This window comes from Escherichia sp. KTE159 (genome assembly GCF_000408805.1).
Lineage (GTDB): Bacteria > Pseudomonadota > Gammaproteobacteria > Enterobacterales > Enterobacteriaceae > Escherichia > Escherichia marmotae.
In genome coordinates, this window is sequence record NZ_KE137292.1 from 2,927,823 (window position 1) to 2,943,728 (window position 15,906).

14 protein-coding genes are annotated in these 15,906 nt (G+C 49.8%); 8 read left to right on the forward strand and 6 right to left on the reverse strand.

Translation table 11 applies throughout. The features are described from left to right. Window positions 1-197 precede the first annotated feature (197 nt). Window positions 198-2,339, forward strand: coding sequence for a TonB-dependent siderophore receptor (locus A31E_RS07840; RefSeq protein ID WP_001051713.1), 2,142 nt, complete (start codon window positions 198-200; stop codon window positions 2,337-2,339). Between the two features lie 55 nt (window positions 2,340-2,394). Here A31E_RS07840 and parE read toward each other — a convergent pair whose 3' ends face one another. From parE to nudF, 5 genes are read right to left on the reverse strand one after another with little or no spacing between them, the layout of a single operon-like run. Next, window positions 2,395-4,287, reverse strand: a complete 1,893-nt coding sequence (gene parE, locus A31E_RS07835) for a DNA topoisomerase IV subunit B (RefSeq protein WP_000195279.1) — start codon at window positions 4,285-4,287, stop codon at window positions 2,395-2,397. Window positions 4,288-4,315: 28 nt separating this feature from the next. Continuing rightward, window positions 4,316-4,897 carry an esterase YqiA gene (gene yqiA / locus A31E_RS07830; RefSeq protein ID WP_000105733.1) on the reverse strand — a complete coding sequence of 194 codons (582 nt, stop codon included), beginning with the start codon at window positions 4,895-4,897 and terminating at the stop codon, window positions 4,316-4,318. After that, complete coding sequence (gene cpdA / locus A31E_RS07825) at window positions 4,897-5,724, reverse strand: 3',5'-cyclic-AMP phosphodiesterase (protein ID WP_000444754.1); 828 nt, start codon at window positions 5,722-5,724, stop codon at window positions 4,897-4,899. The genes yqiA and cpdA overlap by 1 nt, the downstream gene beginning before the upstream one ends. A gap of 24 nt (window positions 5,725-5,748) precedes the next feature. After that, a complete protein-coding gene (locus A31E_RS07820) occupies window positions 5,749-6,171 on the reverse strand; it encodes a DUF1249 family protein (RefSeq protein ID WP_000833390.1) in 423 nt (140 codons plus the stop codon). Next, window positions 6,172-6,801 (reverse strand): ADP-ribose diphosphatase, encoded by a 630-nt coding sequence (gene nudF / locus A31E_RS07815; protein ID WP_000917113.1) that lies wholly within the window; start codon window positions 6,799-6,801, stop codon window positions 6,172-6,174. 204 nt (window positions 6,802-7,005) lie between these two features. Here nudF and tolC point away from each other — a divergent pair, with 204 nt between their 5' ends. The 6 genes from tolC to dsbI all read left to right on the forward strand — a co-directional run bounded on the left by tolC (window position 7,006) and on the right by dsbI (window position 14,125). Beyond that, on the forward strand, window positions 7,006-8,487 hold the full coding sequence (gene tolC / locus A31E_RS07810; protein WP_000735302.1) for an outer membrane channel protein TolC: 1,482 nt from the start codon (window positions 7,006-7,008) through the stop codon (window positions 8,485-8,487). A gap of 147 nt (window positions 8,488-8,634) precedes the next feature. Next, entirely contained in the window at window positions 8,635-9,306 is a 672-nt protein-coding gene (locus A31E_RS07805) for a DUF1190 family protein (protein ID WP_000831543.1), read from the forward strand. A 5-nt stretch (window positions 9,307-9,311) separates the two neighbouring features. Further along, window positions 9,312-10,472, forward strand: coding sequence for a glutathionylspermidine synthase family protein (locus tag A31E_RS07800; RefSeq protein WP_000442874.1), 1,161 nt, complete (start codon window positions 9,312-9,314; stop codon window positions 10,470-10,472). 484 nt (window positions 10,473-10,956) lie between these two features. After that, window positions 10,957-12,753, forward strand: a complete 1,797-nt coding sequence (locus A31E_RS07795) for an aryl-sulfate sulfotransferase (protein ID WP_000459873.1) — start codon at window positions 10,957-10,959, stop codon at window positions 12,751-12,753. Window positions 12,754-12,770: 17 nt separating this feature from the next. Then, a complete protein-coding gene (locus tag A31E_RS07790; protein WP_000040026.1) occupies window positions 12,771-13,439 on the forward strand; it encodes a thiol:disulfide interchange protein DsbA/DsbL in 669 nt (222 codons plus the stop codon). A 14-nt stretch (window positions 13,440-13,453) separates the two neighbouring features. Then, window positions 13,454-14,125 (forward strand): protein-disulfide oxidoreductase DsbI, encoded by a 672-nt coding sequence (gene dsbI, locus A31E_RS07785; RefSeq protein WP_016249222.1) that lies wholly within the window; start codon window positions 13,454-13,456, stop codon window positions 14,123-14,125. Between the two features lie 48 nt (window positions 14,126-14,173). Here the strand turns inward: dsbI and ygiD are convergent, their stop codons facing one another. Then, window positions 14,174-14,962: a 4,5-DOPA-extradiol-dioxygenase gene (gene ygiD / locus A31E_RS07780; RefSeq protein WP_024193608.1), complete on the reverse strand. Its 789-nt coding sequence runs from the start codon at window positions 14,960-14,962 to the stop codon at window positions 14,174-14,176. A 142-nt stretch (window positions 14,963-15,104) separates the two neighbouring features. Here ygiD and zupT point away from each other — a divergent pair, with 142 nt between their 5' ends. After that, the gene (zupT, locus tag A31E_RS07775) at window positions 15,105-15,878 is read left to right on the forward strand and encodes a zinc transporter ZupT (protein WP_000115865.1); all 774 of its coding nucleotides are present in this window, start codon (window positions 15,105-15,107) and stop codon (window positions 15,876-15,878) included. Window positions 15,879-15,906 lie beyond the last annotated feature (28 nt).

Consider the following 15,906-nt stretch of genomic DNA (forward strand, 5'->3'; position numbering starts at 1 on the left):
ATCAACCTGCATTAAATCATCGTGAAAACACCTGTAGCATTTTTTCGTTATTTCTCATTTACTACTACATTATTGCATGATTGAATGATTCTCAATTACATATCCGATGGCGAAATAACAAACGGATAGTGCTTAGTGAGCAACAAGAAACAATTTTCACTCGCGACAATCCGCGAGTTTTTGGGATAAAAGACTAAATGGCTAAGTTCACACCTTCATTCTCAGGAGTCAAAGGCCGGGCGCTCTTTTCACTGCTCTTTGCGGCACCGATGATTCATGCAACAGACACTGTAACGACCAAAGATGGCGAAACCATCACGGTTACCGCGGATGCGAATACCGCAACTGAGGCGACCGACGGTTATCAGCCTCTGAGCACCTCCACGGCGACATTAACCGATATGCCGATGCTGGATATTCCGCAGGTGGTCAATACGGTTAGCGATCAAGTTCTGGAAAATCAGCATGCGACGACGCTGGATGAGGCGCTTTATAACGTCAGTAACGTGGTGCAAACCAATACATTAGGCGGGACTCAGGACGCTTTTGTACGTCGTGGGTTTGGTGCAAACCGGGATGGCTCCATCATGACCAACGGCCTGCGAACCGTACTTCCTCGCAGTTTCAACGCCGCAACAGAACGTGTGGAAGTGCTAAAAGGCCCGGCCTCCACGCTGTATGGCATTCTCGATCCTGGTGGGCTGATTAACGTCGTGACAAAGCGCCCGGAAAAAACGTTCCATGGTTCTGTCTCAGCCACGTCCTCCAGTTTTGGTGGTGGTACAGGGCAACTTGATATCACAGGTCCCATTGAAGGCACTCAACTGGCCTACCGCCTGACGGGGGAAGTGCAGGATGAAGACTACTGGCGGAACTTCGGTAAAGAGCGCAGTACATTTATTGCCCCATCACTCACCTGGTTTGGTGATAATGCAACAGTAACCATGCTCTATTCACATCGGGACTATAAAACGCCATTCGATCGCGGAACAATTTTCGATCTTACGACGAAACAGCCCGTAAACGTTGATCGAAAAATACGTTTCGACGAACCGTTTAATATTACAGATGGTCAGTCCGATCTGGCGCAACTCAACGCAGAATATCATCTCAATAGCCAGTGGACTGCGCGCTTTGATTACAGCTACAGCCAGGATAAATACAGCGATAATCAAGCTCGCGTTACCGCGTATGATGCAACAACAGGAACGCTGACACGGCGTGTTGATGCAACTCAGGGCTCTACTCAGCGCATGCATTCTACTCGTGCGGATCTGCAAGGGAATGTCGATATCGCTGGATTCTATAATGAGATTCTGGGCGGGGTGTCATATGAATATTATGATCTTCTGCGCACAGATATGATTCGCTGTAAAAACGCTAAAGATTTCAATATCTACAACCCTGTTTATGGCAATACCAGCAAATGTACAACGGTCTCGGCATCGGACAGTGATCAGACGATCAAACAGGAGAGCTACTCAGCTTATGCTCAGGACGCGCTCTATCTGACCGATAACTGGATTGCCGTCGCCGGGATCCGCTATCAGTATTACACGCAGTATGCGGGTAAAGGCCGTCCTTTTAATGTCAATACTGACAGCCGCGATGAGCAATGGACTCCCAAACTGGGGTTGGTCTACAAACTGACGCCATCGGTATCCTTATTTGCCAATTATTCGCAAACATTTATGCCGCAATCGTCAATTGCCAGCTACATTGGCGATCTTCCCCCGGAATCATCTAATGCTTACGAAGTCGGGGCAAAATTCGAGCTGTTCGATGGTATAACCGCAGATATTGCGCTGTTTGATATCCATAAACGCAACGTGTTGTATACCGAAAGTATTGGTGACGAAACCATCGCCAAAACGGCAGGCCGCGTTCGTTCAAGAGGGGTAGAAGTCGACCTTGCGGGAGCATTAACTGAAAATATTAATATTATTGCCAGCTACGGCTATACCGATGCTAAGGTTCTGGAAGATCCTGATTATGCAGGAAAACCATTGCCGAATGTTCCTCGTCATACCGGTTCGCTATTCCTGACCTATGACATTCATAATATGCCTGGCAATAACACGCTGACGTTTGGCGGTGGCGGACATGGCGTAAGCCGTCGTTCAGCAACCAATGGGGCTGACTACTATCTGCCGGGCTATTTCGTTGCCGATGCCTTCGCCGCATATAAAATGAAATTGCAGTATCCGGTCACTCTGCAATTAAACGTCAAAAACCTGTTTGATAAAACGTATTACACCTCTTCCATAGCCACAAATAATCTGGGTAATCAGATTGGCGATCCGCGTGAAGTGCAATTCACGGTGAAAATGGAATTTTGATAAAAAAAGCCCGGTATGTTTACCGGGCTATATTTTATTCTCCTGGCGGGAATTATCAGACCTCAATCTCCGCCATATCACCTTTCTCTTGCAACCAGTTACGGCGGTCTTCCGAGCGTTTCTTCGCCAGCAGCATGTCCATCATCGCGTCAGTACGCTGATCGTCTTCATCATCGATGGTTAACTGCACCAGACGGCGTGTATTCGGATCAAGCGTGGTTTCGCGCAATTGCATCGGATTCATTTCGCCCAGACCTTTAAAACGCTGGACGTTAGGCTTGCCTTTTTTGCGTTTTAACTGCTCAAGCACGCCCTCTTTTTCTTCTTCCGTCAGCGCGTAATAAACCTCTTTCCCGAGGTCAATGCGGTAGAGCGGTGGCAGAGCAACGTAAACGTGGCCGTGTTTCACCAGCGTGCGGAAGTGCTTTACAAACAGTGCGCAAAGCAACGTAGCAATGTGCAGGCCATCGGAGTCCGCATCCGCCAGGATACAGATCTTGCCATAACGCAACTGGCTAAGGTCGGCGCTGTCAGGATCAATACCGATCGCCACTGAAATATCATGCACTTCCTGCGAGGCCAACACTTCATCAGAAGAGACCTCCCAGGTGTTAAGGATCTTACCTTTCAACGGCATGATCGCCTGATATTCACGATCGCGCGCCTGCTTGGCAGATCCACCTGCGGAGTCACCTTCCACGAGGAACAGTTCGGTACGATTGAGATCCTGCGCGGTACAGTCAGCCAGTTTGCCAGGCAACGCCGGGCCACTGGTCAGCTTTTTACGTACCACTTTCTTCGCCGCACGCATACGACGCTGGGCGCTGGAAATCGCCATCTCCGCCAGCAATTCAGCAGCCTGGACGTTCTGGTTCAACCACAGGGTGAACGCATCTTTCACCACGCCAGAAACGAATGCCGCACATTGACGCGAAGAGAGACGTTCTTTGGTCTGCCCGGCAAACTGCGGATCCTGCATTTTTACTGACAGCACATATGCGCAGCGATCCCAGATATCTTCCGCTGACAGTTTCACGCCGCGCGGCAGAATGTTGCGGTATTCACAGAACTCGCGCATCGCGTCCAGCAGGCCCTGACGCAGACCATTAACGTGCGTCCCGCCCTGCATCGTTGGGATCAGGTTGACGTAGCTTTCGGTCAGCAGTTCGCCACCTTCCGGCAGCCACAAGAGCGCCCAGTCCACCGCTTCGGTATCGCCAGAAAAATTACCGATAAACGGTTTTTCCGGCAGCGTCGGCAAGCCATTTACCGCTTCCGCGAGGTAATCATTCAGACCGTCCTGATAGCACCAGCGTTGTTCGGTATTGTTGATCTCATCTTTAAAAGTGATCTCAACGCCGGGGCACAGTACCGCTTTGGCTTTCAGCACATGCGTAAGGCGCGAAACAGAAAAACGCGGGCTGTCAAAGAAGGTTTCATCCGGCCAGAAATGTACGCTGGTGCCGGTATTGCGTTTACCGCAAGTGCCGACAACCTGCAAATCCTGTACTTTTTCGCCATTTTCAAACGCGATGTTATAAATCTGGCCATCGCGGCGCACGTTGACTTCTACGCGCTTTGACAGGGCGTTAACCACCGAAATCCCCACGCCGTGCAGGCCGCCGGAGAACTGATAGTTTTTATTGGAGAACTTACCACCCGCGTGCAGACGGCAGAGGATCAATTCGACCGCCGGAACACCTTCTTCCGGGTGAATATCCACCGGCATTCCACGGCCATCGTCAATGACCTCCAGCGACTGGTCAGCATGTAAAATAACGTCCACGCGTTTTGCGTGACCGGCCAGTGCTTCATCGACACTGTTATCAATAACTTCTTGCCCCAAATGGTTTGGGCGAGTGGTATCGGTATACATCCCCGGGCGGCGGCGAACCGGCTCAAGCCCGGTGAGTACCTCAATGGCATCAGCGTTATAAGTTTGCGTCATGGTTTAAGTTAGCAATTCGAGTTGATCGTCAGAGATGGTGCAGACCAAGAAAATCGACGATCGGGTTGAAATAATCTTCGAAGCCCGTGAATGCGTGGTTGCCGCCTTCTATTACAGTCTGGCGGCAGGAGGCGTAGTACGCCACCGCCTGGCGGTAATCCAGCACTTCATCTCCCGTCTGTTGCAGCAGCCAGATAAGATCCGGTGCTTCCAGTGGGTCAATCTGCATGACTTTGAGATCGTAAATATGGCGTGACTCTAGCACATATTGCTGCCCGGTGTAGGGGTTCTCGTTCTGACCGAGATAGTCCGTCAGCAGTTCAAACGGGCGCACAGCCGGGTTTACCACTACCGCTGGCAGCATAAAACATTGCGACAACCAGGTAGCGTAATAACCCCCAAGTGACGAACCAACGATACCCAGCGAATCACCACCATGTTCCAGCACAATGGATTCCAGCAGTTCTGCCGCATCGGAAGGATACGGCGGCAACTGCGGAATAATCATCTCAACGTCAGGGTGATGCTCCGCCAGCCAGTTTTTCAACAAGCTCGCTTTCGCTGAACGCGGCGAACTGTTGAATCCATGCAAATAAAGAAGCGTTGACATCAGTAGCCTTCTGAAGCGGTATCTGGTTGGAAACGAGTGTCCGCCAGGCGGTGCACTTCGGTAGTCAGGGTGCCATCGGCATGGAGTTCCAGCGTACGCCAGCCAGGGGCAATAGTGTCCAGCGTAAAGTTGGAACAGTGTGGTTTAAACTGCACACAGGTTGACGGCGTTGCCAGCAGGCGGCGACCATTCCAGTCGAGATCGAGTTCCTGATGGATATGTCCGCACAACAGATATTTGACGTGCGGAAACTTCACCAGCACGTTATCCAGTTCACCCGCGTTACGCAGACTGTGCTGGTCAAGCCAGCTACAACCCGCAGGCAACGGATGATGGTGCAGCAGCAGCAAAGTATGACGTTCTGGCGCATCGGCCAGTTTACGTTCCAGCCAATCAAGCTGAAACTCGCTCAACTCGCCGTGCGGTACGCCAAACACCTGGCTATCCAGCATCAGGATTTGCCATTGCTCACCAATAAACACACGCTTCGCCGGGGAGATACCCGCATCCTGTAATGCGCTGTACATCGCAGGCTGGAAATCATGGTTACCCGGCAGCCAGACGCAGGGCGCACGAAAGCTTGCGATGCCTTCTGCAAAGTGCTGATAGGCCGCAGAGGATTGATCCTGTGCCAAATCACCTGTCGCGACAATCAGGTCGAATTCATGCTGGTGTGGGCGAATCGCCTCCAGCACCGCCTGATAGCTCTCCCAGGTGTTTACCCCCAGCAGGGCTTCGTGCTTTTGTGCAAACAGGTGAGTGTCGGTAATTTGTAAAATCCTGACTCTGGCCTCACCAGCCAGAGGAAGGGTTAACAGGCTTTCCAAATGGTGTCCTTAGGTTTCACGACGCTAATAAACCGGAATCGCCATCGCTCCATGTGCTAAACAGTATCGCAACCAGTCCGCTAAAAACTGATTAATTTGATGCTTTTCGTCGCGTTGATGCAACTTTTTATTAGGATAATCATACCGCGCTTTAAAGCGAAAAATCTGCTGACTTGAACACACTTCAGCCACCATCGCGTCATGATACAGACGCACCGTCATTGACGGAAGGCTCCAGTAACTGATTGCAGGTGCAATCTGTTCAATTGTCACCAGGGTAGTGTATCGGGTCGATTCCACAATCGTTAACCGATATTGTGCGTTTGCCACCTGATAGCTTACAGTTTCGCCGGGTGCGTCATTGCGCGGCAACAAACGGCGCAATTGTGAAAAGTTCATCTCGCACAGGCGCATCATTTCAGGAAAGTCAGGTGTGTAACGCTTCATTTATGCCCACTCATTTTTTAACGCTTGATGATGCAGTTGCAGCCATTGCAAAGCGATGACCGACGCTGCGTTGTCGATTTTCCCCTCTTCTACCCACCGGTATGCCTGTTCCCGGCTTACCACATGAACGCGAATATCTTCGTTTTCATCAGCCAGACCGTGAATACCGCTTGCGGTCGTGGCGTCCACTTCGCCCACCATAATTGACGAACGCTCACTGGTGCCGCCCGGGCTTGCCAGGAAACTTAACACCGGTTTGATCCGTTTGACTATCAGTCCCGCCTCTTCAATCGCTTCGCGACGGGCGACATCTTCTACGCTTTCACCTTCTTCGATCATCCCGGCAACCATTTCCAATAACCAGGGCGTTTCGCTGGTGTCATAGGCGGCAATCCGAATCTGCTCAATCAGCACAACTTCATCGCGTACTGGGTCAAAGGGTAGCAAGACTGCGGCGTGCCCGCGCTCAAAAATTTCCCGCCGGACCTCATGACTCATTTGCCCGTTGAATAGACGATGACGAAATCTATAAAGATCTAATGAAAAAAAGCCGCGATAAAGTGTTTCTCGTGCAATAATTTCTACATCGTTTTTGCCAAATGTAACGGGCAGGTTGTCTGGCTTAAGCATTGTTAATGTCCTGACACTAATAGTGAATTAAATGTGAATTTCAGCGACGTTTGACTGCCGTTTGAGCGGTCATGTGTTAAATTGAGGCACATTAATGCCCTATGGCACGTAACGCCAACCTTTTGCGGTGGCGGCTTCTGCTAGAATCCGCAATAATTTTACAGTTTGATCGCGCTAAATACTGCTTCACCACAAGGAATGCAAATGAAGAAATTGCTCCCCATTCTTATCGGCCTGAGCCTTTCTGGGTTCAGTACGTTGAGCCAGGCCGAGAACCTGATGCAAGTTTATCAGCAAGCACGCCTTAGTAACCCGGAATTGCGTAAGTCTGCCGCCGATCGTGATGCTGCCTTTGAAAAAATTAATGAAGCGCGCAGTCCATTACTGCCACAGTTGGGTTTAGGTGCAGATTACACCTACAGCAACGGCTATCGCGACGCGAACGGCATCAACTCTAACGCGACCAGTGCGTCCCTGCAGTTGACCCAGTCCATTTTCGATATGTCGAAATGGCGTGCGCTGACCTTGCAGGAAAAAGCGGCCGGAATTCAGGACGTCACTTACCAGACCGATCAACAAACTCTGATCCTCAACACCGCGACCGCTTATTTCAACGTGTTGAATGCGATTGACGTTCTTTCCTATACCCAGGCGCAAAAAGAAGCGATCTACCGTCAGTTAGATCAAACCACCCAACGTTTTAACGTGGGTCTGGTGGCGATCACCGACGTGCAGAACGCCCGCGCACAGTACGATACCGTGCTGGCAAACGAAGTGACCGCACGTAACAATCTCGACAATGCCGTTGAGCAACTGCGTCAGATCACTGGTAATTACTACCCGGAACTGGCGGCGCTGAATGTTGAAAACTTTAAAACCGACAAACCACAGCCGGTGAACACTCTGCTGAAAGAAGCTGAAAAGCGTAACCTGTCGCTGTTACAGGCACGTTTGAGCCAGGACCTGGCACGCGAGCAAATTCGCCAGGCGCAGGATGGTCACTTACCGACTCTGGATTTAACGGCCTCTACCGGAATTTCTGACACCTCCTACAGTGGTTCGAAAACCCGTGGTGCGACCGCAGGCCAGTATGACGACAGCAATATGGGCCAGAACAAAGTGGGCCTGAGCTTCTCGCTGCCGATTTATCAGGGCGGAATGGTTAACTCGCAGGTGAAACAGGCGCAGTACAACTTCGTGGGTGCCAGCGAGCAACTGGAAAGCGCACACCGTAGCGTCGTGCAAACCGTGCGTTCCTCCTTCAACAACATTAATGCATCTATCAGTAGCATTAACGCTTACAAACAAGCCGTTATTTCCGCCCAAAGCTCATTAGACGCGATGGAAGCTGGTTACTCGGTCGGTACGCGTACCATTGTTGATGTATTGGACGCCACCACGACGCTGTACAACGCCAAGCAAGAACTGGCGAATGCACGTTATAACTACCTGATTAACCAGTTGAATATTAAATCAGCTCTGGGTACGTTGAACGAGCAGGATCTGCTGGCATTGAACAATGCGCTGAGCAAACCGGTTTCCACTAACCCGGAAAACGTCGCGCCGCAAACGCCGGAACAAAATGCTATCGCTGATGGTTATGCACCTGATAGCCCGGCACCAGCCGTTCAGCAGGTATCCGCACGCACTTCCACCAGTAACGGTCATAACCCTTTCCGTAACTGATGACAACGACGGGGCTTCGGCCCCGTCTGAACGTAAGGCAACGTAAAGATACGGGTTATCTGCCGCATTCTTCCCCCTTCTCGCTTCAATTTCGACCAGCCATCCTCTATTCTGATGGGTATTTACCACTGGTCCCGGAAGACAAAAATGAAACGGACAAAATCCATACGCCACGCATCGTTCCGCAAAAACTGGAGCGCACGCCATCTGACACCTGTCGCTCTTGCTGTTGCCACTGTTTTTATGCTGGCGGGCTGTGAAAAGAGTGATGAGACCGTGTCTCTGTATCAAAACGCTGATGATTGTTCAGCCGCAAACCCAGGCAAAAGCGCAGAATGCACCACCGCGTACAACAATGCGCTGAAAGAAGCCGAACGTACCGCGCCGAAATACGCCACCCGTGAAGACTGTGTTGCCGAATTTGGCGAAGGTCAATGCCAGCAGGCACCTGCCCAGGCAGGCATGGCACCAGAAAACCAGGCGCAGGCCCAGCAATCCAGCGGAAGCTTCTGGATGCCGCTAATGGCAGGTTACATGATGGGTCGTCTGATGGGCGGCGGAGCGGGTTTTGCACAGCAACCGCTGTTCTCCTCAAAGAACCCTGCCAGCCCGGCTTACGGTAAATATACCGACGCAACCGGTAAAAACTATGGCGCAGCCCAGCCAGGCCGCACCATGACCGTACCGAAAACAGCAATGGCACCAAAACCAGCGACCACCACCACCGTTACCCGCGGCGGCTTTGGCGAGTCTGTTGCCAAACAAAGCACCATGCAGCGTAGCGCAACCGGCACCTCTTCTCGTTCAATGGGTGGTTAATACCGATGGAAAGAGTCAGTATTACCGAGCGCCCGGACTGGCGCGAAAAAGCCCACGAATACGGTTTCAATTTTCACACCATGTACGGCGAGCCGTACTGGTGTGAAGATGCCTACTACAAGTTGACCCTCGCCCAGGTTGAAAAACTGGAAGAAGTTACCGCCGAACTGCACCAGATGTGCCTGAAAGTGGTGGAAAAAGTGATCGCCAGCGATGAGCTGATGACCAAATTCCGCATTCCAAAGCATACCTGGAGCTTTGTACGTCAGTCATGGCTGACCCACCAGCCGTCGCTTTATTCACGTCTTGATCTGGCGTGGGACGGTACAGGCGAACCTAAGTTACTGGAAAATAACGCTGATACGCCAACATCACTGTATGAAGCAGCGTTCTTTCAGTGGCTCTGGCTGGAAGATCAGCTTAACGCTGGCAACCTGCCGGAAGGCAGCGATCAGTTTAATAGCCTGCAAGAAAAGCTGATTGATCGCTTTGCCGAGCTACGTGAACAGTATGGCTTTCAGTTGCTGCATCTCACCTGCTGTCGCGACACGGTGGAAGATCGCGGCACTATTCAGTATTTGCAGGACTGCGCGACCGAAGCTGAAATCGCTACCGAGTTTCTGTATATCGACGATATCGGTTTAGGTGAAAAAGGTCAGTTCACGGATTTACAGGATCAGGTCATCGCTAACCTGTTCAAACTATATCCGTGGGAATTTATGCTGCGCGAAATGTTCTCTACCAAGCTGGAAGATGCTGGCGTACGCTGGCTGGAACCGGCGTGGAAGAGCATTATCTCCAACAAGGCGCTTCTGCCACTGCTGTGGGAGATGTTCCCGAATCACCCGAACCTGTTGCCCGCTTATTTTGCGGAAGATGATCATCCGCAAATGGAAAAATATGTGGTTAAGCCGATCTTCTCACGTGAAGGTGCAAACGTGTCGATCATTGAGAACGGTAAAACCATTGAAGCGGCGGAAGGCCCGTATGGCGAAGAAGGAATGATTGTTCAGCAATTCCATCCGCTGCCGAAATTTGGCGACAGCTATATGCTGATTGGAAGCTGGCTGGTGAACGATCAACCTGCCGGAATTGGCATTCGTGAAGACCGTGCATTGATCACCCAGGATATGTCTCGCTTCTACCCCCATATTTTTGTTGAATAATACTGCTTAAAATTGCCCCGATAACCGGGGCAATTCATTATTAATCCGCAATTCATAACCCCAATCAATATATAACCACATACATCTCTACATTTTATTTAACATTAATAATCAATCTAATGTTAAATCGTCATATACAGACGGTTTTGTAATTAAAATAAGTAAAGAAATCACAATGCAACTCACTGATATTTCTTAAATATTTTGTTTTTTATCACATTAAAATTTGATTTAATAATAAAAAAACAATGCCGCAGAGATCACACTACACAATATTGAATATTGTTATTGATATATCGCCACCCTACTATCCATTAAAGATAAATATTCATTTCAGAGAATGACAATATATTAAAAAACAACAAAAACATTCTCACTATTTATTTAACCTGCATCTTCATTCATAAAATGAATTTATTAGTCCTATCTCAACAGTCGATATTCATCATTATTATATATTTGCGTTATATAAGGAGATATATCCATGTTTGATAAATACAGAAAAACACTGGTAGCCGGAACTGTGGCATTAGCTCTGGGTTTATCTGCAACTGGCGTGATGGCTGCAGGTTTTAAACCAGCGCCACCAGCCGGGCAACTCGGTGCTGTCATCGTTGATCCCTACGGTAATGCACCTCTGACCGCTGTGGTTAATTTAGACAGTCACGTCATTTCAGACGTCAAAGTTACCGTCCACGGTAAGGGCGAAAAAGGCGTTGAAATCAGCTATCCCGTGGGTCAGGAGTCACTAAAAACTTATGATGGCGTACCGATTTTTGGTCTTTATCAGAAATTTGCAAACAAAGTGACCGTTGAATGGAAAGAAAACGGCAAAGCCATGAAAGATGACTACGTGGTGCAGACTTCAGCCATCGTCAACAATTACATGGATAACCGCTCCATCTCCGATCTACAGCAGACCAAAGTTGTTAAAGTCGCCCCCGGTTTTGAAGACCGCCTCTATCTGGTTAATACCCATACCTTTACCGCACAAGGTTCCGATCTCCACTGGCACGGCGAAAAAGATAAAAATGCCGGTATCCTCGATGCAGGCCCGGCAACCGGTGCACTGCCTTTTGATATCGCCCCCTTTACCTTCATTGTCGATACCGAAGGTGAATATCGCTGGTGGCTGGATCAAGACACCTTCTATGATGGCCGTGACCGCAACATCAACAAACGTGGTTATCTGATGGGTATCCGCGAAACACCGCGTGGCACCTTTACCGCAGTACAAGGCCAGCACTGGTATGAGTTCGACATGATGGGCCAGGTGCTGGAAGATCACAAACTGCCGCGTGGATTCGCTGACGCTACCCATGAATCCATTGAGACGCCTAACGGCACGGTACTGCTGCGCGTAGGCAAGAGCAACTACCGTCGCGATGATGGCATACACGTCACGACCATTCGTGATCACATTCTTGAAGTCGATAAATCGGGTCGCGTTGTCGATGTATGGGATCTGACAAAGATCCTCGATCCGAAACGTGATGCTCTGCTTGGCGCACTGGATGCCGGCGCAGTTTGCGTTAACGTTGATCTGGCCCACGCGGGTCAGCAGGCAAAACTGGAACCGGATACACCGTTCGGTGACGCTCTGGGTGTAGGACCAGGCCGTAACTGGGCGCACGTTAACTCCATCGCATATGACGCCAAAGATGACTCAATTATTCTCTCCTCTCGTCATCAGGGCGTAGTGAAGATTGGTCGTGATAAGCAAGTGAAATGGATCCTTGCACCATCCAAAGGCTGGGAAAAACCGCTGGCCAGCAAACTGCTGAAACCTGTGGATGCCAATGGTAAACCTATCGCCTGTAACGAAAATGGCTTATGTGAAAACTCGGATTTCGACTTCACCTACACCCAACATACCGCATGGATCTCCAGCAAAGGTACGCTCACTATCTTTGATAATGGCGACGGTCGCCATCTGGAACAGCCCGCCTTACCGACCATGAAATATTCACGCTTCGTGGAATATAAGATTGATGAGAAGAAAGGTACTGTTCAGCAAGTTTGGGAATACGGTAAAGAACGCGGTTACGATTTCTATAGCCCAATCACCTCCATCATCGAATATCAGGCCGACCGTAACACCATGTTCGGCTTCGGCGGTTCCATTCATCTGTTCGACGTCGGTCAGCCTACCGTCGGTAAGTTGAACGAAATCGACTACAAAACCAAAGAAGTGAAAGTGGAAATCGACGTGCTGTCTGATAAACCCAACCAAACTCACTATCGCGCGCTGTTAGTCCATCCAAAACAGATGTTTAAATAATTAAGAAGGGAATAAAAATGTCGAAATTAGGGATCTCATCACTGCTTAAAAGCGTGCTACTTACCGCTACCCTGGCGGTTTCATTTACTGCTTCCGCCTTCACCGAAGGCACGGATTATATGGTTCTGGAAAAACCCATTCCGAACGCCGACAAAACGCTGATCAAGGTTTTCAGCTATGCCTGCCCGTTCTGCTACAAATATGACAAAGCAGTTACCGGCCCGGTATCGGAGAAAGTGAAGGATGTCGTCGCTTTTACCCCATTCCATCTGGAAACCAAAGGTGAATACGGTAAGCAGGCAAGCGAAGTCTTTGCAGTATTGATTAATAAAGATAAAGCGGCCGGCATTTCTTTATTTGATGCTAACTCGCAGTTTAAGAAAGCCAAGTTTGCTTACTACGCGGCTTATCACGACAAAAAAGAACGCTGGTCTGACGGTAAAGATCCGGCTGCTTTTATCAAAACCGGTCTGGATGCCGCAGGTATGAGCCAGGCGGATTTTGACGCCGCACTGAAAGAGCCTGCGGTACAGGAAACACTGGAAAAATGGAAAGCGGCCTATGACGTAGCCAAAATTCAGGGCGTTCCGGCCTATGTCGTCAATGGTAAATACTTGATCTATACCAAGAGCATTAAATCTATCGACGCTATGGCAGACCTTATCCGTGAGTTAGCAAGCAAATAACAGGGAAACAGGCTATGGGTATTAAGGGAATGTGGAAAGACCTTAGCACTTCACCGGTGAACACGCTGGTAAGATGGCAGGAACAACGCTTTTTATGGTTGTTAATGGCTGTTGCGATGGGCGCGCTGATTATCCTGGCGCACTCTTTCTTCCAGATCTATCTCTACATGGCACCCTGTGAGCAGTGTGTTTACATTCGCTACGCCATGTTTGCGATGGTTATTGGTGGATTGGTTGCGGCGATTAATCCGAAGAATATCGTCCTTAAGTTGATTGGCTGTGTGATGGCCTTTTACGGCAGCATTATGGGACTGAAGTTTTCGCTCAAACTGAACGATATCCATCATGCAGTGCATAACCCGGATCCCGATTCACTGTTTGGCGTACAGGGTTGCTCGACCGATCCCACTTTTCCCTTTAATCTGCCGCTGGCACAATGGGCTCCAAACTGGTTCAAGCCTACCGGGGATTGCGGCTATGATGCGCCAATCGTTCCTGATGGCGTCACACTGAGCAGTATGCAGCAGTGGTTTGTGGAGATGTATCAGCAATCTGAAGGTTGGTATCTGCTACCACCGTGGCACTTTATGAACATGGCACAGGCCTGTATGTTGGCTTTTGGTCTCTGTTTGTTGCTGCTACTGGTGATGAGCGGTGCGTGGGGACTTAACCTGCTGAGAAAGTAAGGTAATGCAAACCGAAGCCAACAATTTGGCTTCGGTTTTCTTCATCTATTAACCTACCTGCACCGATAGCATACTTAAACTTCCCATTTCTATGCCATCGACTGGAATGGTAATTGCCTCTTGCCCATCCCATGCGCCTAAAATATACAAAAGCGGTAGATAGTGTTCCGGTGTTGGATTCGATAACGCCCCGCCCTCATGGTCCAGGTAGTTCACCAGAGGATGCTGTTCCACCGGCCCTTGCCACGTTAAATTCGCTTTCACATACTCATTGAACGACATCGCCCACGGATACGGTGAGCTGTCGCCATGCCATTTTACTGTGCGAAGGTTATGCACCACATTGCCGCTGGCGACTAACATTATTCCTTCATCGCGCAGCGCCGCCAGTTTACGCCCCATTTCGAAATGCCAGGCGATGGGTTTAGTACTATCGATACTCAACTGCACCATCGGAATATCAGCTTGCGGATACATCTTAATCAGCACGCCCCACGAACCGTGATCAAAACCCCAGGCTTCTTGATCCAACGTGACAGGGGCTGGCGCTAACAATTCAACCAGACGTTGCGCCAATGCTGGCGATCCTGGAGCCGGGTAATGAGTGTCGTAAAGCGCCTGCGGAAAGCCACCAAAGTCATGAATAGTGGGCGGCGCTTCCATCGCAGTAACTCCTGTTCCCCGGGTAAACCAGTGAGCCGAAACCACAACAATCGCTTTCGGGCGCGGTAACGTCATCCCCAACTTGTGCCAGCTACGGGTATATAGATTATCTTCCAGCACGTTCATCGGGCTACCGTGACCTAAAAACAATGCTGGCATACGTGTTGAAGACATGATGATATCCTTAACTAAAGGTGTCATTTTGATATCCTCACAATACGCTTGTTCGGCGGAGTAAGAACCCGGATAACAATGATGATCATCATCAGTTATTTTGAAGATCCGCCTGAAGGTGAAGATTTATAAGGAGTAGTCGATGTCAGTACCTCTCATTCTGACCATACTGGCGGGGGCAGCCACGTTTATTGGCGCGTTTCTCGGCGTTCTCGGGCAAAAACCCTCGAACCGGCTACTGGCGTTTTCGCTAGGATTTGCAGCGGGGATCATGTTGCTTATCTCATTGATGGAGATGCTACCTGCCGCATTAGCCGCTGAAGGGATGTCCCCTGTTCTGGGCTATGGGATGTTTATCTTTGGTCTGCTGGGCTATTTTGGTCTGGACCGTATGTTACCGCATGCGCATCCGCAGGATTTAATGCAAAAATCGGTGCAACCGTTACCAAAATCGATCAAGCGTACTGCCATTCTGCTCACTCTTGGCATCAGTCTGCATAACTTCCCGGAAGGTATCGCTACCTTTGTAACGGCAAGCAGCAATCTGGAACTGGGCTTTGGCATCGCGCTGGCCGTTGCATTACACAATATTCCTGAAGGTCTGGCAGTTGCGGGTCCTGTTTATGCAGCTACGGGGTCAAAACGAACAGCGATTCTGTGGGCGGGAATTTCTGGGCTGGCGGAAATACTCGGCGGCATTCTGGCGTGGTTGATCCTCGGCAGCATGATTTCACCCGTCGTTATGGCGGCAATTATGGCGGCGGTGGCTGGGATTATGGTGGCGCTCTCTGTTGACGAATTAATGCCGTTAGCGAAAGAGATAGACCCCAATAATAACCCGAGCTATGGCGTGCTATGCGGAATGTCAGTGATGGGATTCAGTTTAGTGCTGCTACAAACGGCAGGAATTGGCTAAAAACAATTTCAGATGTTGTCCTATACAT

Coding starts and splice junctions, on each gene's coding strand:
- ygiD (WP_024193608.1), bottom strand. CDS start 14,962: ATGTCTTCAACACGTATGCCAGCATTGTTTTTAGGTCACGGTAGCCCG.
- nudF (WP_000917113.1), bottom strand. CDS start 6,801: ATGCTTAAGCCAGACAACCTGCCCGTTACATTTGGCAAAAACGATGTA.
- A31E_RS07840 (WP_001051713.1), top strand. CDS start 198: ATGGCTAAGTTCACACCTTCATTCTCAGGAGTCAAAGGCCGGGCGCTC.
- A31E_RS07795 (WP_000459873.1), top strand. CDS start 10,957: ATGTTTGATAAATACAGAAAAACACTGGTAGCCGGAACTGTGGCATTA.
- parE (WP_000195279.1), bottom strand. CDS start 4,287: ATGACGCAAACTTATAACGCTGATGCCATTGAGGTACTCACCGGGCTT.
- yqiA (WP_000105733.1), bottom strand. CDS start 4,897: ATGTCAACGCTTCTTTATTTGCATGGATTCAACAGTTCGCCGCGTTCA.
- A31E_RS07800 (WP_000442874.1), top strand. CDS start 9,312: ATGGAAAGAGTCAGTATTACCGAGCGCCCGGACTGGCGCGAAAAAGCC.
- A31E_RS07790 (WP_000040026.1), top strand. CDS start 12,771: ATGTCGAAATTAGGGATCTCATCACTGCTTAAAAGCGTGCTACTTACC.
- zupT (WP_000115865.1), top strand. CDS start 15,105: ATGTCAGTACCTCTCATTCTGACCATACTGGCGGGGGCAGCCACGTTT.
- dsbI (WP_016249222.1), top strand. CDS start 13,454: ATGGGTATTAAGGGAATGTGGAAAGACCTTAGCACTTCACCGGTGAAC.
- tolC (WP_000735302.1), top strand. CDS start 7,006: ATGAAGAAATTGCTCCCCATTCTTATCGGCCTGAGCCTTTCTGGGTTC.
- A31E_RS07820 (WP_000833390.1), bottom strand. CDS start 6,171: ATGAAGCGTTACACACCTGACTTTCCTGAAATGATGCGCCTGTGCGAG.
- A31E_RS07805 (WP_000831543.1), top strand. CDS start 8,635: ATGAAACGGACAAAATCCATACGCCACGCATCGTTCCGCAAAAACTGG.